Source organism: Sphingobium sp. CECT 9361, assembly GCF_918741285.1.
Taxonomy (GTDB): domain Bacteria; phylum Pseudomonadota; class Alphaproteobacteria; order Sphingomonadales; family Sphingomonadaceae; genus Sphingobium.
In genome coordinates, this window is the sequence record NZ_CAKKNC010000003.1 from 72,942 (window position 1) to 88,567 (window position 15,626).

Here is a 15,626-nt window from a genome sequence, read left to right on the forward strand (position 1 = left end):
ACTATTTTACGGGGAGCTTCAATGGCTTCTGTTGAAGCGCGTATTGTAGCTTTATTACTCAACGACAGTGACTTCGTGAACGAACGAAGTCTCGTTGAGGCCTATCGTCGTTATTTTGACACTCAAATTTCTGATCAGGAATTTCGGGTTTCACTGGGCGCTCTGGCAAAAGCCGACGTAATTTATGAAATCGATCCAGATGTCGATATTTTAGACCTGGCAACGGTAGATCACCATGAAATGGGTGTTCTGATGCAAATAGATTACGATATTGAAATTGGGCTAAATTTTTACACGCCCGGTTCCAGAATGCCCGTCTTTATCAGCGAACATAAATCAGTCTTGTCGGATGCATGTAGATTTGCCGGCTTTGAAAGAGCCTTAAAGCATTTACAGAGTATCTCCTTTGAAAGTACTACTTGGACAGGAATTCCTGCCAATTTTAAGTTGGACTCGGTCAGAAAAGAAGACCTTGCGATACTACTCAGAGAGGCTGATAGGCGCTTAGCAATTGAGCCAGCCGGTAATGGATGGGAAATTACGCAAGCGCGCGCATACATCCAGTCGGCATTAGTTTTGACAGAGGCTCCCGATCCACAAGCGGATCTGATTTTTGCAAACCTCGAACGAGCCAGCGCCATAGCTGGATTGACCCAATTTTTCACTGCTCTTGTGGCCTTTTTCCTTGGAACTGCCCGTGCCTAAACGTACCGATATTCAATCCATCCTCATCATCGGCGCAGGCCCGATCATTATCGGGCAAGCGTGTGAGTTCGATTATTCGGGGACGCAGGCGTGCAAGGCGCTGAAGGAAGAGGGGTACCGGATCATTCTGGTGAATTCCAACCCCGCGACGATCATGACCGATCCGGACATGGCGGACGCGACCTATATCGAGCCGATCACGCCGGAGATCGTCGCGAAGATCATCGAGAAAGAGCGGCCCGACGCGGTACTGCCGACGATGGGCGGGCAGACGGCGCTGAACACGGCGCTGGCGCTGTGGAACGATGGGACGCTGGAGAAATATGGCTGTCAGATGATCGGTGCCGATGCCGAAGCCATCGACAAGGCGGAGGACCGCATCAAGTTCCGCGACGCGATGGACAAGATCGGGCTGGAAAGCGCCCGCTCGCGCATCGCCCATACGGTCGAGGAAGCGCTGGAAGGGTTGGAGTTCACCGGCCTGCCCGCGATCATCCGTCCCAGCTTCACGATGGGCGGCACGGGCGGCGGGATCGCCTATAACCGCGAGGAATTCGTCGCCATCGTGACCGGCGGGCTGGACGCTTCGCCGACGACCGAAGTGCTGATCGAGGAATCGCTGCTCGGCTGGAAAGAATATGAGATGGAGGTCGTCCGCGACAAGGCGGACAATTGCATCATCATCTGCTCCATCGAGAATATCGACCCGATGGGCGTCCACACCGGCGACAGCATCACCGTCGCCCCGGCGCTGACGCTGACGGACAAGGAATATCAGATCATGCGCAACGCGAGTATCGCGGTGCTGCGTGAAATCGGTGTGGAAACAGGCGGTTCGAACGTACAGTTCGCAGTCAATCCGAAGGACGGGCGTCTTGTCGTTATCGAGATGAACCCGCGCGTGTCGCGCTCATCGGCTTTGGCGTCGAAGGCGACGGGCTTCCCGATTGCCAAGGTCGCAGCGAAGCTGGCCGTAGGCTACACGCTGGACGAAATTACCAACGACATTACCGGCGCGACACCTGCATCGTTCGAGCCAACCATCGACTATGTCGTGACCAAGATCCCGCGCTTCGCGTTCGAGAAGTTCAAGGGCGCAGCGCCGCTGCTCGGCACCGCGATGAAGTCTGTGGGCGAAGTGATGGCTATCGGCCGCTCGATCCATGAGTCGCTGCAGAAAGCGCTGCGCGGTCTGGAAACGGGCCTGAGCGGGTTCAACATCGTCGATCATCTGGTCGGCGCGCCCAAAGACGATATCATCGCGGCCTTGTCTCAGCCGACGCCTGACCGCCTGCTGGTCGCGGCGCAGGCGTTGCGCGAAGGGCTGACCGTCGCGGAAATACACGCCATCGCCAAATATGATCCGTGGTTCCTGGAGCGGATCAAGGAAATCATCGATGCCGAGCAGGAAGTGCTCGACAATGGCCTGCCGCAAGATGCCGATTCCATGCGTCGGCTTAAGGCGATGGGCTTTTCCGACAAGCGGTTGGCGTGGCTGGCGCTCAAGTCCGCCAATCTGCGCCCCGGCATGTCGCGGGCGGTGGCTGGCGGGTCGGGTTTGATCCGCGAAGCCGTCGTCGCGATGACCGGCGGGATCACCGAGGCCGAAGTGCGCGCCCTGCGGCACAAACTGGGTGTGCGCCCAGTCTTCAAACGCATCGACACCTGTGCCGCGGAGTTCGAAGCGAAAACGCCGTACATGTATTCGACTTACGAAGCGCCCAGCTTTGGCGAGCCTGAAAATGAGGCGATGCCGAGCGAGCGTAACAAGGTCGTGATTCTCGGCGGCGGTCCCAACCGGATCGGGCAGGGGATCGAGTTCGATTATTGCTGCTGCCATGCCTGCTTCGCGCTGGAAGAGGCGGGCTATGAGACGATCATGGTCAACTGCAATCCGGAAACGGTTTCCACCGATTACGACACGTCGGACCGCCTCTATTTCGAGCCGCTGACCGCAGAAGACGTTCTGGAAATCCTCGACGTCGAGCGTTCCAATGGAAAGCTCGTCGGCGTGATCGTGCAGTTCGGTGGGCAGACCCCGCTCAAGCTGGCACAGGCGCTGGAAGACGCGGGCATCCCGATTTTGGGTACATCGCCCGACGCCATCGACTTGGCCGAAGATCGCGAGCGTTTTGCCGCGCTGATCGACAAGTTGAAGTTGAAGCAGCCTGCAAACGGGATCGCGCGCAGCCGGGAAGAAGCCATCGCGGTGGCAAATCGCATCGGTTATCCGGTGCTGATGCGCCCCAGCTACGTCTTGGGCGGTCGGGCGATGGAAATCGTCGACGGTCAGGCGCAGCTTGAGGAGTATATTACGACCGCCGTGAAGGTGTCGGGCGACTCTCCGGTCCTCATCGACCAGTATCTGCGCGATGCCATCGAAGTCGATGTCGATGCGCTGTGCGATGGCGAGGATGTCGTCGTGGCGGGTGTGCTTCAGCATATCGAGGAAGCGGGCGTCCATTCCGGCGATAGCGCCTGTTCGCTGCCCCCATACAGCCTGTCTGCGGAGATCATTGCCGAGATCGACCGTCAGGCCGACGTGTTGGCAAGGGCGCTGTCGGTTCGCGGCCTCATGAACATCCAGTTCGCGGTCAAGGATGGCGACGTCTACCTCATCGAAGTCAACCCTCGCGCCAGCCGGACGGTGCCATTCGTCGCCAAGGCCATCGGCACCCCCATCGCCAAGATTGCGGCGCGCGTGATGGCGGGCGAAATGCTGCGCGACTTGCCGCAGATCGATCGCCACAAGATCAATTACGTCGCCGTGAAGGAAGCGGTTTTTCCCTTCGCGCGCTTCCCCGGTGTCGATCCCATCCTCTCGCCGGAGATGAAGTCGACCGGCGAAGTCATGGGCATCGACGGCGATTTCGCGACGGCCTTTGCCAAGGCGCAAATGGGGGCGGGGACAATGCTCCCGACTTCGGGCACCGTGTTCATATCGGTCAAGGACAGCGACAAGGCCGTCATCCTGCCCGCCGCGCGCAAGATTGTGGCGCAGGGCTTTGCCATCATAGCGACCGGGGGAACCGCCCGCTTCCTTGAGGAAAATGGCATTCCTGTCGAAACAGCTAATAAGGTTGCGCAGGGACGTCCGCATATCGTCGACCGCATTACCGACGGCGGTGTGGATTTGATCTTCAATACGACCGAAGGGTGGCAGTCGCTAAAGGACAGTCAGTCGATCCGGGCTTGTGCACTGAAACAGAGGATTCCGAGTTTTACGACGGCTGCGGCCAGTGTGGCGGCTGTCGATGCGATTGAGGCTTTACTGGCCCGTCCCCTTGAAGTTCGGTCCTTGCAATCCTATTATTCCGGGTCGCTGACCTGAATCCCTGCACTTCAGTAAAGCTGCTGACGGCCCATCGCACGGAGGGGCCGCCAAAGGGAATATTTGACAAAGGAACGTAGATGGCGACCGCCGAAAAGATGCCGATGCTGATGATCGGCTACGAAAAGCTGACGGCGCAGTTGAAGGAACTGAAAGCCGAGCGTCCGTTGATCGTCGATGCGATCGAGGAAGCGCGTGCCCATGGCGACCTTTCTGAAAATGCCGAATATCACGCAGCCAAGGAACGGCAGGGCCAGGTTGAGGCGACAATCGCCGATCTGGAAGACAAGCTTTCGCGCGCGCAGATCATCGACCCCACGACTTTGTCGGGCGACAAGATCGTGTTTGGCGCGACGGTCACGCTGATGGATGAAGACGATAAGCCGGTGACCTATCAGATCGTCGGTCAGGCGGAGGCCGATGCCAAGTCGGGCATGATTTCGTACAATAGCCCGCTGGGTCGTGCGTTGATCGGACGGCAAAAGGGCGATGAGGTCGAAGTGACCGTCCCCGCTGGCGAAAAATTCTATCTGGTCGATAAGATCGCGTTCGTTTGAACCAGCGGGCTAATCTGATCGTGCCGGGCGCAGGGTCGTGAAGCTCCCGTCAGGCCGGATGACGAACTGGCTGGCAGTCGTTACGGTTGGCCTGTTCGTCCTGACCTGGGGGCTGGGGCAGATCGACTATGCCGCGATCGTGGGTGGCTTCATTCCGGCCCGCATTAGTAATCCGGGTGCGTTCGCGCATGCATTGGGACCGGTATATGTTCCGGCGTTTCTGACCCCGGTTACCGCCACGTTGGTCCACGGCGGATGGATGCATATTGGCTTCAATATGTTGATGCTGATGTTTTGCGGCCGGTATGTGGAGCATGTGCTCGGCTCCAAGCTGCTATTGCTGCTGTATATTTTAGGGGCGTACGCTGCGGCGGCTGCGGAATGGGCGCTCAATCCGACCGGCATGGCCCCGATGGTAGGTGCGAGTGGAGCTATCTCGGCTCTGCTGGGAACATATGCGCTGATGTACAGCCATCAGAAGGTGTGCGCCATCGGGCCATTCTCGGCCAATGTAGTGCGTATAGCCTGGCTGGCGGCAGGGTGGACGATCATCCAGTTGATGATCGCCTTGGCCACTTCCGGCAGCGGGGGGACGGAACTGGGCCAGATAGCGGTTGGCGCTCATATCGGCGGATTTGTTGCCGGTCTCGTCCTGACCCGACCGATCCTGCATCTGCGTTTTCGCAAGGGACCGATCGGGTTGAACAAACGATAGCTGTTTACTTTGGCTGATCGGGTTCCAGCAACCGATGCAAGTGCACCACGACATACTTCATTTCAGCATCGTCCACGGTACGCTGCGCAGCCGCTCTCCACGCATTTTCTGCACTGGCGTAATCGGGATACACGCCCACCAGATCGATGGCGCTCAAATCTTCAAATTCTAGGGTCTGCGGGTCTTTGACACGACCGCCCATAACCAGATGCATCTTGCTCAATGGCTTTATCCTTGCTTCCCGGGAGAAGACCATGCCGGTAGCAGCCAGCACATGATTTTCCAAGTGCAGCGACCATAAAGAAAGGCCGGGTTCACGAGAAACCCGGCCTTGCTAGTCGCGGAATTCGCTCAAAAAAGCGCCTTACTTGCGCAGCTTTTCGGCTGCCTTGCTGGCTGCGGTGAGCGCATCTTTGGCGCGAGAGACGGCGGCATCCGCCACATCGGCTACCTTCGAACCGGCGTGACTGATTGCAGACCGTGTCTCCGATGCGGCACTGCTGGCCGTTGCACGGGCATCATCGGCACGATGTTCGATCACTTCCAGAGCATCATGCGCTGCCTTGTTCACATGAGAACCCATAGCCGCCAGCGCGCCAGGGGCGGAGCGCAAAAGCGCCCGACCTTTTGGAAAGATCACGGCGACGAGGGCGCCTGCTACGGCCGCGGCTGCAGTGGCCGCAATGGGATGCTCCTGTACGAAGGTGTTTGCCCGATCGGCGGCGTGATACGACTTGTCGCGCGCATCGCTGTAAAGCACTGCGGCCTTTTCTTTCGACCGGGCCAGTTTTTCGCTGGCTACGTCGCGTGCTTCTTTAAACTTGTCGGAAGCGACTTCGGCGGTGTCCGCCGCATAGCCACGTGCTCGATCGAGCTTCTCGTTAATATCGCTCTTCATCAGAGATCTCCGGTTGAGGCTGTGTTGTTGCGGGATGTGTTCGTACGAAATTCTGGTCGGTCGCTCCGGCGTCGTCTGTGGCACCGGAACGGCGCCCTTTGACCCAAATAATCAGGGCCCAAAGAGGACGCCGAAAGACAAAAGCAAATAAGCCGAAGCCTGCAACGGTTGTTGCAATTGGATGCTCCCGGACGGTGCGTTTGGTTTTGTCTACTGCACTATTTGTTGCGTTTTTGATGCCTGCCTTGGCATCGGACTTCAGGCGCGCGGGGCTGACCCGAAGCCGCGCGATACCGACATTTTCCAAAAACCGCGCCTTTTTGGCATCAGCAAGAGCGGCAACGTCGCGATAGTCCATGCGATCATTCACGACTTGAGTGCCTGCTTTGTTTTCCCAACGCGAGATTTGGCACCAAGGGCCAACAGGATTGCAACGATCAGCGCTCCGCCCACCACTGCCGCTGTTGCACCGATGGGTGACAGCATGGGCGAAAGAGCGATGATCAAGCCAACGAGCAAGGAGACGATCGAAGCGAAGACGAGGATGATGGCAAGACCCAGGAGAATGGCAACATCCCGTGCCGCTGAACCAATGACACCTGCCTTGAAACGCTGCCGATTGACTTCAGCCTGAGCATAATCCTTGCCGCTATCTACAAGCCTTGCGAATACGACACCGATTGAGTCATCGCTTTCCGAAGGCTGCGATACCCACTCGTTCTCCGCATGGGACGACAAATCTTCCGGCGTAATCTCGACGGTCATAATTTCATTCGCACAGTTTTGCTCCGTCGGATTGCAACCAACCCGCTACGTTCAAGCTTTATCGGAAGAATCCGAACCCTTGGCCAAACGCATCAGCACGAAGCCGACAACCGCTGCTGCACCGATGGCAACTGCCGGGCTCTTACGCACGAAATCGCGCGCGTCTCCGACCAGTTGATCGACGTCCTTTTCATCCAGCGACTTCGCCGCACCGGCCACCGCTTCGGCGGCGTAGCGGGCGTAATCGCCATATTGCGGACCCAATTTCGCATCGACCGTGCTGGCGGTATCGGAAATGAGTTTAGACAGGTTCTGCATTGCCGAACCGGTCTTCTCCTTGGCCGCGTCAGCGGCATTGCGCGCCGTCTTGGTCGCCTGATCCTTCAACTGTTCGCCATGCGCCTTCCAGTCGACATTTTCCGTAGCTTTGACCGCCGCTGCCTTGACGGAAGCGGCACTCGCCTTCACGGTTTCCTTCACGCCTTTCTTGCCTGCTGTCCGACTTTCGACGTCGGCAGCAACCTTGCGGGCAGTGGTCTTGGCGTCTGCGGCGATCTTCGTTGCCGCGCCGTCAATCTCTGCTGCTGTGTTGGATGCGGTCCGCTTGGCAGAGGTGGTGACATCGTTGCCGTTCAGGGGGTTCAGCGGATCAGCCATGCTCAGTTCCTTTTGCGTATTGTGCGCCACGCACCTTGCGATGCATCTTCGCTCGTTCAATGCTTACCATCGGTAACGGTTCCGTAAGTGTTACCACATTCAACATCCCGCGCCATTATCATATCGCTTTCGTTACGAATATCTCGGGCTGATATGTGTTTATAGGGCCATCCTCGATTGCCAATATTGGTCATGCTGGCTAAGCGAAGCGCCAGAAGCGGACTTTATCCTCAGGGGACACTTAATGACTGCCATTCTCGATATCCATGCGCGACAAATCCTCGATAGCCGGGGCAATCCCACAGTGGAAGTTGACGTGATGCTGGAGGATGGCAGCTTCGGCCGGGCCGCAGTCCCCTCAGGCGCGTCCACCGGAGCCTACGAAGCCGTCGAAAAGCGGGATGGCGACAAGAGCAAGTATCTAGGTAAAGGCGTCCTGCAAGCAATCGAAGCCGTGAACACGGAAATCGCCGAAACGCTGGTGGGGATCGACGCGGAAGATCAGGGCGAAGTCGATGCGGCCATGATTGCGCTGGACGGCACTGAAAACAAATCCCGCCTCGGCGCCAACGCTATTCTGGGCGTAAGCCTTGCTACGGCCAAGGCTGCTGCCGACGCACGCGGTTTGCCGCTGTACCGCTATGTGGGCGGCGTGTCGGCGCATGTCCTGCCGGTTCCCATGATGAACATCATCAATGGCGGCGAACATGCCGACAATCCGATAGATTTTCAGGAATTCATGATCATGCCGGTCGGTGCGGAAAATCTGGCTGACGCAGTGCGTATCGGCGCAGAAATTTTCCATACGCTGAAAAAAGGCCTGCATGACAAGGGGCTGGCGACCGCAGTAGGCGACGAAGGAGGTTTCGCGCCTAACCTCGCCTCGACCACCGATGCGCTGGATTTCATCATGGCGAGCATCGAAAAGGCAGGCTACACGCCCGGCGACGATGTCGTATTGGCGCTGGACTGTGCCGCGACCGAATTCTTCAAGAACGGCAAATACGAAATGGTTGGCGAAGGCAAGTCGCTCACGCCCGACGAGATGGCTGCCTATCTTGCCGACCTTTGCGCGCGGTACCCGATCAAGTCGATCGAAGACGGGATGAGCGAAGATGACTTTGACGGTTGGAAGGCCATCACCGATCTGGTCGGCGATAAGGTCCAACTTGTTGGGGACGACCTGTTCGTGACCAATCCCAAGCGCTTGTCGATGGGTATCGAAAAGGGGTTGGCCAATTCGCTTCTGGTGAAGGTCAACCAGATCGGTACGCTTACCGAGACACTCGCTGCCGTCTCGATGGCGCAACGCGCAGGTTATACAGCGGTCATGTCGCACCGCTCGGGTGAAACCGAAGATGCGACGATCGCCGACCTCGCCGTCGCCACGAACTGCGGTCAGATCAAAACCGGTTCGCTGGCGCGCTCGGACCGGTTGGCCAAGTACAACCAGTTGATCCGCATTGAGGAAGAACTGGGTGACGTTGCGGTTTTTGCCGGTCGCTCCATTTTCCATTGATCCCGCCGTCCTGCCGATCCGATCCATTTCATGGCTTCGAATGGGGATCGGCAGGTTTTTTTCGTCAATATTGTTCGGTTGATCGCGGATTAACTATTTTTCCGTTGCAAGCGCGAATCGACTGTGATTCAAAAGCCTATGGTTCATATCGCGAAGTTACGAATGCTGCTGTTATCGGCGATGGGACCTGCCTTCGCGATACTGCTGCTTTTGTTGTTCGCTGGCTATGCGGTCTTCGGATCGAGCGGTATCCTTGCCTGGGGCGATTATTCGCGTCAGTTGCATGATAGTCGTGCCGAATTGGCGATGGTGAAGATCGAGCGGGATCGCTTGAAGAATCGCGTGCACCTTCTCGATCCGCGCCGCGCCGATCCGGATATCGTCGATGAATTGGTCCGCAAGGAACTCAATGTCGGGCATCCCGACGAAGTTATCGTGCCACTTAAGTAACTCTTGTAACCAGCCGGCTCGAAATAGCGGTCGCTGAAGCATTTTCCCATAGCTTCTACCCTGTTGGGTAAGGTGTGGGCGTTGCATTATGGCTGGGACTGGCTCTATATCGCATCCTCACTCCCCCCGGAACGACAAAGAAGGGTTCCTCCTTTGGCAAAATCAGTTTCGCCGCGCGCAGCATCCGCTAAAGCGCCGGCATCCGCATCTGCCCCTGCTCCCGCAGATCACAATCGTGAACGCCCTGACGCGCCTTCGGACTATAAGGCGAGCAAGGAAGAGCTTCTTGAATTCTATCGCCAGATGGTCCTCATCCGCCGCTTTGAGGAAAAGGCAGGGCAGCTTTACGGCTTGGGCCTGATCGGTGGTTTCTGTCATTTGTATATCGGGCAGGAAGCGGTGGCCGTTGGCATCCAGTCTGCGTTGACGCCCGGCAAGGATAGCGTGATCACGGGCTATCGCGACCATGGGCATATGCTGGCCTATGGCATCGATCCCAACGTCATCATGGCGGAATTGACGGGCCGCGGTGCGGGCATTTCGCACGGCAAGGGCGGTTCGATGCACATGTTCAGCGTCGAGCATAAATTTTACGGCGGGCATGGCATTGTCGGCGCTCAGGTGTCGCTTGGCGCAGGGTTGGGCTTTGCCCACAAATATAATGACGACGGGGGCGTATGTGTCGCCTATTTCGGGGACGGTGCATCCAATCAGGGGCAAGTCTACGAAAGCTTCAACATGGCTGAGCTGTGGAAGCTGCCGATCATCTTCGTGATCGAGAACAACCAATATGCGATGGGTACGTCGGTCAACCGCTCATCCGCCGAAGATCAACTATACCGGCGCGGCGAAAGCTTCCGTATTCCCGGTATTCAGGTCAACGGCATGGACGTTCTCGCGGTACGCGGAGCGACTGAAGAGGCGCTTAAGTGGGTGCAGGCCGGAAAAGGCCCGATCCTGCTTGAAATGAAGACCTATCGCTATCGCGGCCACTCCATGTCCGACCCTGCAAAATATCGTTCGCGCGAAGAAGTGCAGGAAATGCGCGATAAGTCCGACCCGATCGAAGGCGCGAAAGCCTATCTGCTTAAGGCAGGCGTGAGCGAAGACGAGATCAAGAAGATGGATCAGGATATCCGCAAAATCGTGAGTGAGGCAGCGGACTTTGCAGAGTCCTCGCCGGAGCCGGATGCGGCCGAACTGTATACTGACGTGCTGGTGGAGCAATACTGATGGGTATCGAAATCAAGATGCCGGCGCTTTCGCCCACGATGGAAGAAGGCACGCTGTCGAAATGGCTGGTCAAGGAAGGCGACGAAGTGAAGTCGGGGGATATCCTGGCGGAAATCGAGACCGACAAGGCCACGATGGAATTTGAAGCGGTCGACGAAGGCAAGATCGGCAAGATCATGATTGCCGAAGGCACCGACGGCGTGAAAGTCGGCACGGTCATCGCGACGATGGCTGGTGAGGACGGCGCGGAAGAAGCGCCCGCGAAAGCTGCTCCAGTGGCGGAGAAGCCCGCTGCTAATGCCGAAGCTGAGGCGCCGAAGAAAGCCGAGTCCGGCACGGCCAAGCTCGCCACCGAGGCGAAGGCACTGGTGTCCGATCCCGCCATTCCCGAAGGCACGGAATATGTGAAGATCACCGTCCGCGAAGCACTGCGCGATGCGATGGCCGAGGAAATGCGGTCCGATGATCGCGTCTTCGTGATGGGTGAAGAAGTCGCCGAATATCAGGGCGCTTACAAGGTGACGCAGGGATTGCTGGCCGAATTCGGTCCGCGTCGCGTGATCGATACGCCGATCACCGAATATGGCTTTGCAGGTGTCGGCACGGGCGCAGCGATGGGCGGCTTGCGCCCGGTCATCGAGTTCATGACGTTCAACTTCGCGATGCAGGCGATTGACCACATCATCAACTCAGCGGCCAAGACCAATTACATGTCCGGCGGCCAGATGCGTTGCCCGATTGTGTTCCGTGGCCCCAATGGTGCGGCAAGCCGCGTCGGCGCACAGCATAGCCAGAACTATGCGCCCTGGTACGCCAGCGTGCCTGGCCTGATCGTCATTGCGCCTTATGACGCTGCTGACGCCAAGGGACTGCTCAAGGCAGCGATCCGCTGTGCGGACCCGGTCGTGTTCCTTGAGAATGAACTGCTTTATGGCCGCACCTTCGACATTCCCAAAATCGACGATTATGTCCTTCCGATCGGCAAGGCGCGGATCGTCCGCGAAGGGAAGGACGTGACGCTGGTCAGCTACTCCATCGGCGTAGGCCTTGCGCTGGAAGCGGCAGAGACGCTGGCAGGCGAAGGCATCGACGCCGAAGTGATCGACTTGCGCACCCTGCGTCCGCTCGACACCGCAACGGTGCTGGAGAGCCTGAAGAAAACCAACCGCATCGTGGTGGTCGAGGAAGGCTGGCCAACCTGCTCCATCGCATCGGAAATTGCTGCTGTGGTGATGGAACAGTGCTTCGACGATCTGGACGCGCCTGTCCTGCGTGTCACCAACGAAGACGTGCCATTGCCCTATGCTGCAAATCTGGAAAAGGCCGCACTGATCGACGCATCGCGCGTAGTCGTTGCGGCAAAAAAGGTGTGTTACCGGTAAGTATTTTTGCGGGGGAAGCTGATCGCTTTCCCCGCGAACCTAGCATGATGAAATGGTGGCATTTTCAGTATTGTAAATGCCCACGCCATTTGCCGGTCCCACCATATCCCGCGTGTCGCGGACCGTCATTGCCCCGAATTCGATAATTTCCGGTTTCGGGATAAACGCCTGAGCGATGAGCGGACGGTAGGTATAGGATAGCTGCACGACCATGACTGCGCCATCGGCCGGGGCTTTAATGGTCTGCGTTCCAGAAACGAACCCGGTCAAGTTGGTCTGCCCCTGCGTATAGCTGCCGACATATGCCGTCTTCGCGCCGCGGCATCGTTTCCAACGGATTTTATAGCGATCGGTCGTGTTGGGATTGGCAACAGGCTCCAGACTATACAAGATCACGCGCCCATTGGTGTAAAGGTTCATCGCGCCGCCCTGCAGTCCCGCGCCCGTCAGCAAATCGTTAATCTGGGTCTCGCTGATTTGCTTGGCGGACAACAGCGAACCGGACCCAATGCGAGAGGCATTGTCGGCCACTTGCAGACTGATCTGGCTCAAGCGCATCTTTGTCGTGATGAAATTAGCAAGCTCTACGCCCCCCATGGTGAAGGCAATAAAGAACGGCAGGCACAGGGCAAATTCCACCATAGCCATGCCGCTGCGATCCGCTTTTAAACGGAGGAGCTCAGCGGCAAGTTGGTGCCTATGCTGCGCCGCTATCATGGGCAGTTCCTCACGGTGGCTGCGGCATATTGCGACTGTTCGCCATAAGGTTGGTTGGCCAGAACGGTGGTGGCGAGCAATTCTACATTCGGGTTCAAACCGGCGAGTTTGTACATCGGGAACATGCGCGGGTAGCGCACGGTCGCGGTATAGATCACCGTATCCTTGGCCCCGCCTTGCCCGTCATCGCCTCCATCCGCATCGCGAACGGAGTTGTTGTTGGTGTCCTGATATGGCTCCCCGGCGTTGCATAGTGTGTCGCCATTCGTATCGGTGAAGGGCTCGCCGACCGCTTGGGCCGCCTTGGTAAAGTCCTTGTAATAGCGCCGCGTGATGGTGACATTGGCACCCTTGGCGAGGTACTTCACCTGGGACGATACAATCGTGTCGATCTCCGCCTGGCGCGCGGTTTCCGTACCCGTTTCCAGCGTGGCATCTCGACCTGCCTTTTGCAGCACGCCTTGAAGGATGCTCTTCATGTAAACCGAATGGCTCATATCGAATGCGCCAAGCAAAAGCATGAGGAACACCGGAGCGATGAGCGCAAACTCCACCGCTGACATGCCGCGCTGATCCTGGGACAACCAGTGGAGGGAGGTGCGCCGCGCCATCAGTTCGTCAACCTGAGTTGCGAAATATTGTCCGCAATCTGGCGGAACTGATCGATCAACTGGGCGCTGTTCGCAGCGTTATAGAACCGCCCCGTAGACGCGCAGTTCTGCAAGCGCGTTTGCGCCGCGTTGCTGACGCCGCTCCCGAAGGAGATAACCCAAAGGGTGATGTTCATATTCTTGATCGCGGTGCACAGCGCTTGCGTTCGGGCGTTGACGTTATTGGTCAACAACGTGTCGCTTGGCGCATTCGCCGGATTTGTCTGACGACGGTCCCACCAAGGGACGCCATGCGGAGTTATATTTTTATTATTGGTCACCGTGTCGCCATCGGTCATGAAGATCAAATGGCGCTGGATTTCTCCGCCTTCTGGCGTGGTCGCGTTATCGGCAGCAAAAAGGCCAGTGGGCGAGAGTAGCCGAGCGCCCCATATAAGGCCGATATCATGATAGGTGTTGCCGCCGGGAACCATACTATCGACGTAATTGTCAAAATCCGTGGATGTCGGGTATTCTTGGAGGCGTCGTGCTGCCGCTGCAGGGCAATTATAAGAATAGTTCCGCGAAAGGTCACTGGTAGTATCTACGTTGGCGTACGAATTGTTGCCGCCGTGGGTTCGTCCCCATACGACTTCATCTAGCATGGGCTTCCATCGTGTGGCGTCGTTCCCAGTCGGCACCATGTCGATATCCATGTCGAAAGCCGACGCGGGAATAGGCGTGTAGTCGTTAGATGGGTCGTTATCGATAACGTAAGGTTGCCGCTCTTCTATGCATCCATCCCAGTTGGCATTGGCGTAAATCCCGCGCGTCCCCCACGGCAAGCTAACGGCATTTGACCAGGTCGTTCCGCCGGTCTTCAGCGCCGAGACGTCAAGTTCTACGGGGCGATAGGTGTAGTAATCGAAAAAGCTATACGTGCGTGTTTGGGTGAACGGCCCTTGGGCACGTTCAATCACACATTGGCCATTGCTTTTGCTATAGCTTTTGACCCTATAGTACCATCCATTCATTGGCGCTGTAACATTAAAGTCGACCAGCGTATCTGATGTGAATGCGTCGCTACGGCCAGTAAATTTGAGGTTAAACCTGTCGCTCTCTGGCGCGGTATCTGTACCGGAAACCATAGAGTTGGCTCGTGCTGTACAAAGTACGCTGCTAGAATCGTAATATGTTCCGACCGTTGAATAGGTTCCTGACACTGCGGTATTCGACGTAGCAACAATGCTTGGGGTGGCTTTCAGAACCGGTACGCGCGACTGATAGGTGTGGCGGTCCACCATCCAGTCATTCTCTAGAAGACGACCGACCTTGACGTTTACGGCATACGGTACGAACCCAAAACGGAGTTGCACGTCGCTGCCGTTCGCTGTGGAAGGAGTCGATCCGCAGTCCTGGTCCGTATCAACCTTGGCCAGTGCTTCGTAAAAGCACTTCACGGCGGCGCGCAAGCCGACGATTTTCGAATTAGGTCCGCTATTGCATTCGTATCCCTCGGGGCATGAACTCATCGAACCTGTATTATCCAGCACGAACATCACATCGGAATTTGGGATGCGCATTTCAGCCTGACAGGTGATGTTCAGCACTTTGCTCTGCCGCCCAAAGACCTTCATGATCGCCATCGGCACCGTTACGGATGTCGTACCTGTGACCGTGCCGGCATTTTCGGCAAATGATCGGGTGCGGCTGGTGGTGCCATAAGCCCCGTTTACGAAATTGGCGTCGAACATGGCGAGGGCTGCAGTGTTCGGGGCGCTGCTGTTTTGCGTCCACGATCCGCCGCCCATCGCCTTTCGTCCCGCCAGCGCGCCAGCGTCGCAGGCTTGCTGCAAGCGTGATTTTGCGAGGTAGATGCGGCTCATGTCGATGCCACCGCCGATCAGGCCCAGCAGAGGGAGCATGCCCGCCGCAACGAGTGCCAAAGTGTTGCCGCGAACATCCTTACGCAAACGGCCTAGAAAACCGATTGAATTGCCCACCCAATTGCTCATAAATCGTCCATGCCCAACAGGCCCGGATCCCCACCGGGTTTGATTCCAATATGTGCCATGCGCTTGCGCTGGTTAGGATCGATACAATCGAG

16 protein-coding genes are annotated in these 15,626 nt (G+C 57.3%); 8 read left to right on the forward strand and 8 right to left on the reverse strand.

Going from position 1 to position 15,626, the window contains the following annotated elements:
- Nucleotides 1-21: 21 nt before the first annotated feature.
- The 4 genes from LQ220_RS07030 (at nucleotide 22) to LQ220_RS07045 (ending at nucleotide 5,308) form a co-directional block, all read left to right on the forward strand.
- Nucleotides 22-705, forward strand: a complete 684-nt coding sequence (locus LQ220_RS07030; protein WP_230187602.1) for a hypothetical protein — start codon at nucleotides 22-24, stop codon at nucleotides 703-705.
- Nucleotides 698-4,036, forward strand: coding sequence for a carbamoyl-phosphate synthase large subunit (gene carB / locus LQ220_RS07035; protein ID WP_230187603.1), 3,339 nt, complete (start codon nucleotides 698-700; stop codon nucleotides 4,034-4,036). The genes LQ220_RS07030 and carB overlap by 8 nt, the downstream gene beginning before the upstream one ends.
- Nucleotides 4,037-4,116: 80 nt before the next feature.
- On the forward strand, nucleotides 4,117-4,593 hold the full coding sequence (greA, locus tag LQ220_RS07040; RefSeq protein ID WP_230187604.1) for a transcription elongation factor GreA: 477 nt from the start codon (nucleotides 4,117-4,119) through the stop codon (nucleotides 4,591-4,593).
- A gap of 37 nt (nucleotides 4,594-4,630) precedes the next feature.
- Nucleotides 4,631-5,308, forward strand: coding sequence for a rhomboid family intramembrane serine protease (locus LQ220_RS07045; RefSeq protein ID WP_230187605.1), 678 nt, complete (start codon nucleotides 4,631-4,633; stop codon nucleotides 5,306-5,308).
- Nucleotides 5,309-5,312: 4 nt separating this feature from the next.
- Here LQ220_RS07045 and LQ220_RS07050 read toward each other — a convergent pair whose 3' ends face one another.
- From LQ220_RS07050 to LQ220_RS07070, 5 genes are all read right to left on the reverse strand, one after another.
- Entirely contained in the window at nucleotides 5,313-5,531 is a 219-nt protein-coding gene (locus LQ220_RS07050) for a DUF4170 domain-containing protein (protein ID WP_230187781.1), read from the reverse strand.
- Between the two features lie 141 nt (nucleotides 5,532-5,672).
- Nucleotides 5,673-6,206: a hypothetical protein gene (locus LQ220_RS07055; protein ID WP_230187606.1), complete on the reverse strand. Its 534-nt coding sequence runs from the start codon at nucleotides 6,204-6,206 to the stop codon at nucleotides 5,673-5,675.
- Nucleotides 6,190-6,576 (reverse strand): hypothetical protein, encoded by a 387-nt coding sequence (locus tag LQ220_RS07060; protein ID WP_230187607.1) that lies wholly within the window; start codon nucleotides 6,574-6,576, stop codon nucleotides 6,190-6,192. The genes LQ220_RS07055 and LQ220_RS07060 overlap by 17 nt, the downstream gene beginning before the upstream one ends.
- A complete protein-coding gene (locus LQ220_RS07065; protein ID WP_230187608.1) occupies nucleotides 6,573-6,971 on the reverse strand; it encodes a phage holin family protein in 399 nt (132 codons plus the stop codon). The genes LQ220_RS07060 and LQ220_RS07065 overlap by 4 nt, the downstream gene beginning before the upstream one ends.
- Before the next feature lie 51 nt (nucleotides 6,972-7,022).
- Entirely contained in the window at nucleotides 7,023-7,628 is a 606-nt protein-coding gene (locus tag LQ220_RS07070) for a hypothetical protein (protein ID WP_230187609.1), read from the reverse strand.
- A gap of 244 nt (nucleotides 7,629-7,872) precedes the next feature.
- Between LQ220_RS07070 and eno the strand changes: the two genes are divergently transcribed.
- The 4 genes from eno to LQ220_RS07090 all read left to right on the forward strand — a co-directional run bounded on the left by eno (nucleotide 7,873) and on the right by LQ220_RS07090 (nucleotide 12,212).
- On the forward strand, nucleotides 7,873-9,147 hold the full coding sequence (gene eno, locus LQ220_RS07075) for a phosphopyruvate hydratase (protein WP_230187610.1): 1,275 nt from the start codon (nucleotides 7,873-7,875) through the stop codon (nucleotides 9,145-9,147).
- Nucleotides 9,148-9,285: 138 nt separating this feature from the next.
- A complete protein-coding gene (locus LQ220_RS07080; protein ID WP_230187611.1) occupies nucleotides 9,286-9,597 on the forward strand; it encodes a septum formation initiator family protein in 312 nt (103 codons plus the stop codon).
- A 153-nt stretch (nucleotides 9,598-9,750) separates the two neighbouring features.
- Nucleotides 9,751-10,830 carry a pyruvate dehydrogenase (acetyl-transferring) E1 component subunit alpha gene (gene pdhA / locus LQ220_RS07085; protein ID WP_230187612.1) on the forward strand — a complete coding sequence of 360 codons (1,080 nt, stop codon included), beginning with the start codon at nucleotides 9,751-9,753 and terminating at the stop codon, nucleotides 10,828-10,830.
- Complete coding sequence (locus LQ220_RS07090) at nucleotides 10,830-12,212, forward strand: pyruvate dehydrogenase complex E1 component subunit beta (RefSeq protein ID WP_230187613.1); 1,383 nt, start codon at nucleotides 10,830-10,832, stop codon at nucleotides 12,210-12,212. Before pdhA ends, LQ220_RS07090 begins: the two co-directional genes overlap by 1 nt.
- A gap of 39 nt (nucleotides 12,213-12,251) precedes the next feature.
- On the opposite strand, the gene LQ220_RS07095 is transcribed toward LQ220_RS07090, so the two are convergent.
- Genes LQ220_RS07095 through LQ220_RS07105 form a run of 3 tightly spaced genes read right to left on the reverse strand, consistent with a single transcriptional unit; the run spans nucleotide 12,252 to nucleotide 15,522 of the window.
- Complete coding sequence (locus LQ220_RS07095; RefSeq protein ID WP_230187614.1) at nucleotides 12,252-12,929, reverse strand: TadE/TadG family type IV pilus assembly protein; 678 nt, start codon at nucleotides 12,927-12,929, stop codon at nucleotides 12,252-12,254.
- Nucleotides 12,926-13,540, reverse strand: a complete 615-nt coding sequence (locus LQ220_RS07100; protein ID WP_230187615.1) for a TadE/TadG family type IV pilus assembly protein — start codon at nucleotides 13,538-13,540, stop codon at nucleotides 12,926-12,928. Before LQ220_RS07100 ends, LQ220_RS07095 begins: the two co-directional genes overlap by 4 nt.
- Nucleotides 13,540-15,522: a pilus assembly protein TadG-related protein gene (locus LQ220_RS07105; RefSeq protein WP_230187616.1), complete on the reverse strand. Its 1,983-nt coding sequence runs from the start codon at nucleotides 15,520-15,522 to the stop codon at nucleotides 13,540-13,542. Before LQ220_RS07105 ends, LQ220_RS07100 begins: the two co-directional genes overlap by 1 nt.
- Nucleotides 15,523-15,626 lie beyond the last annotated feature (104 nt).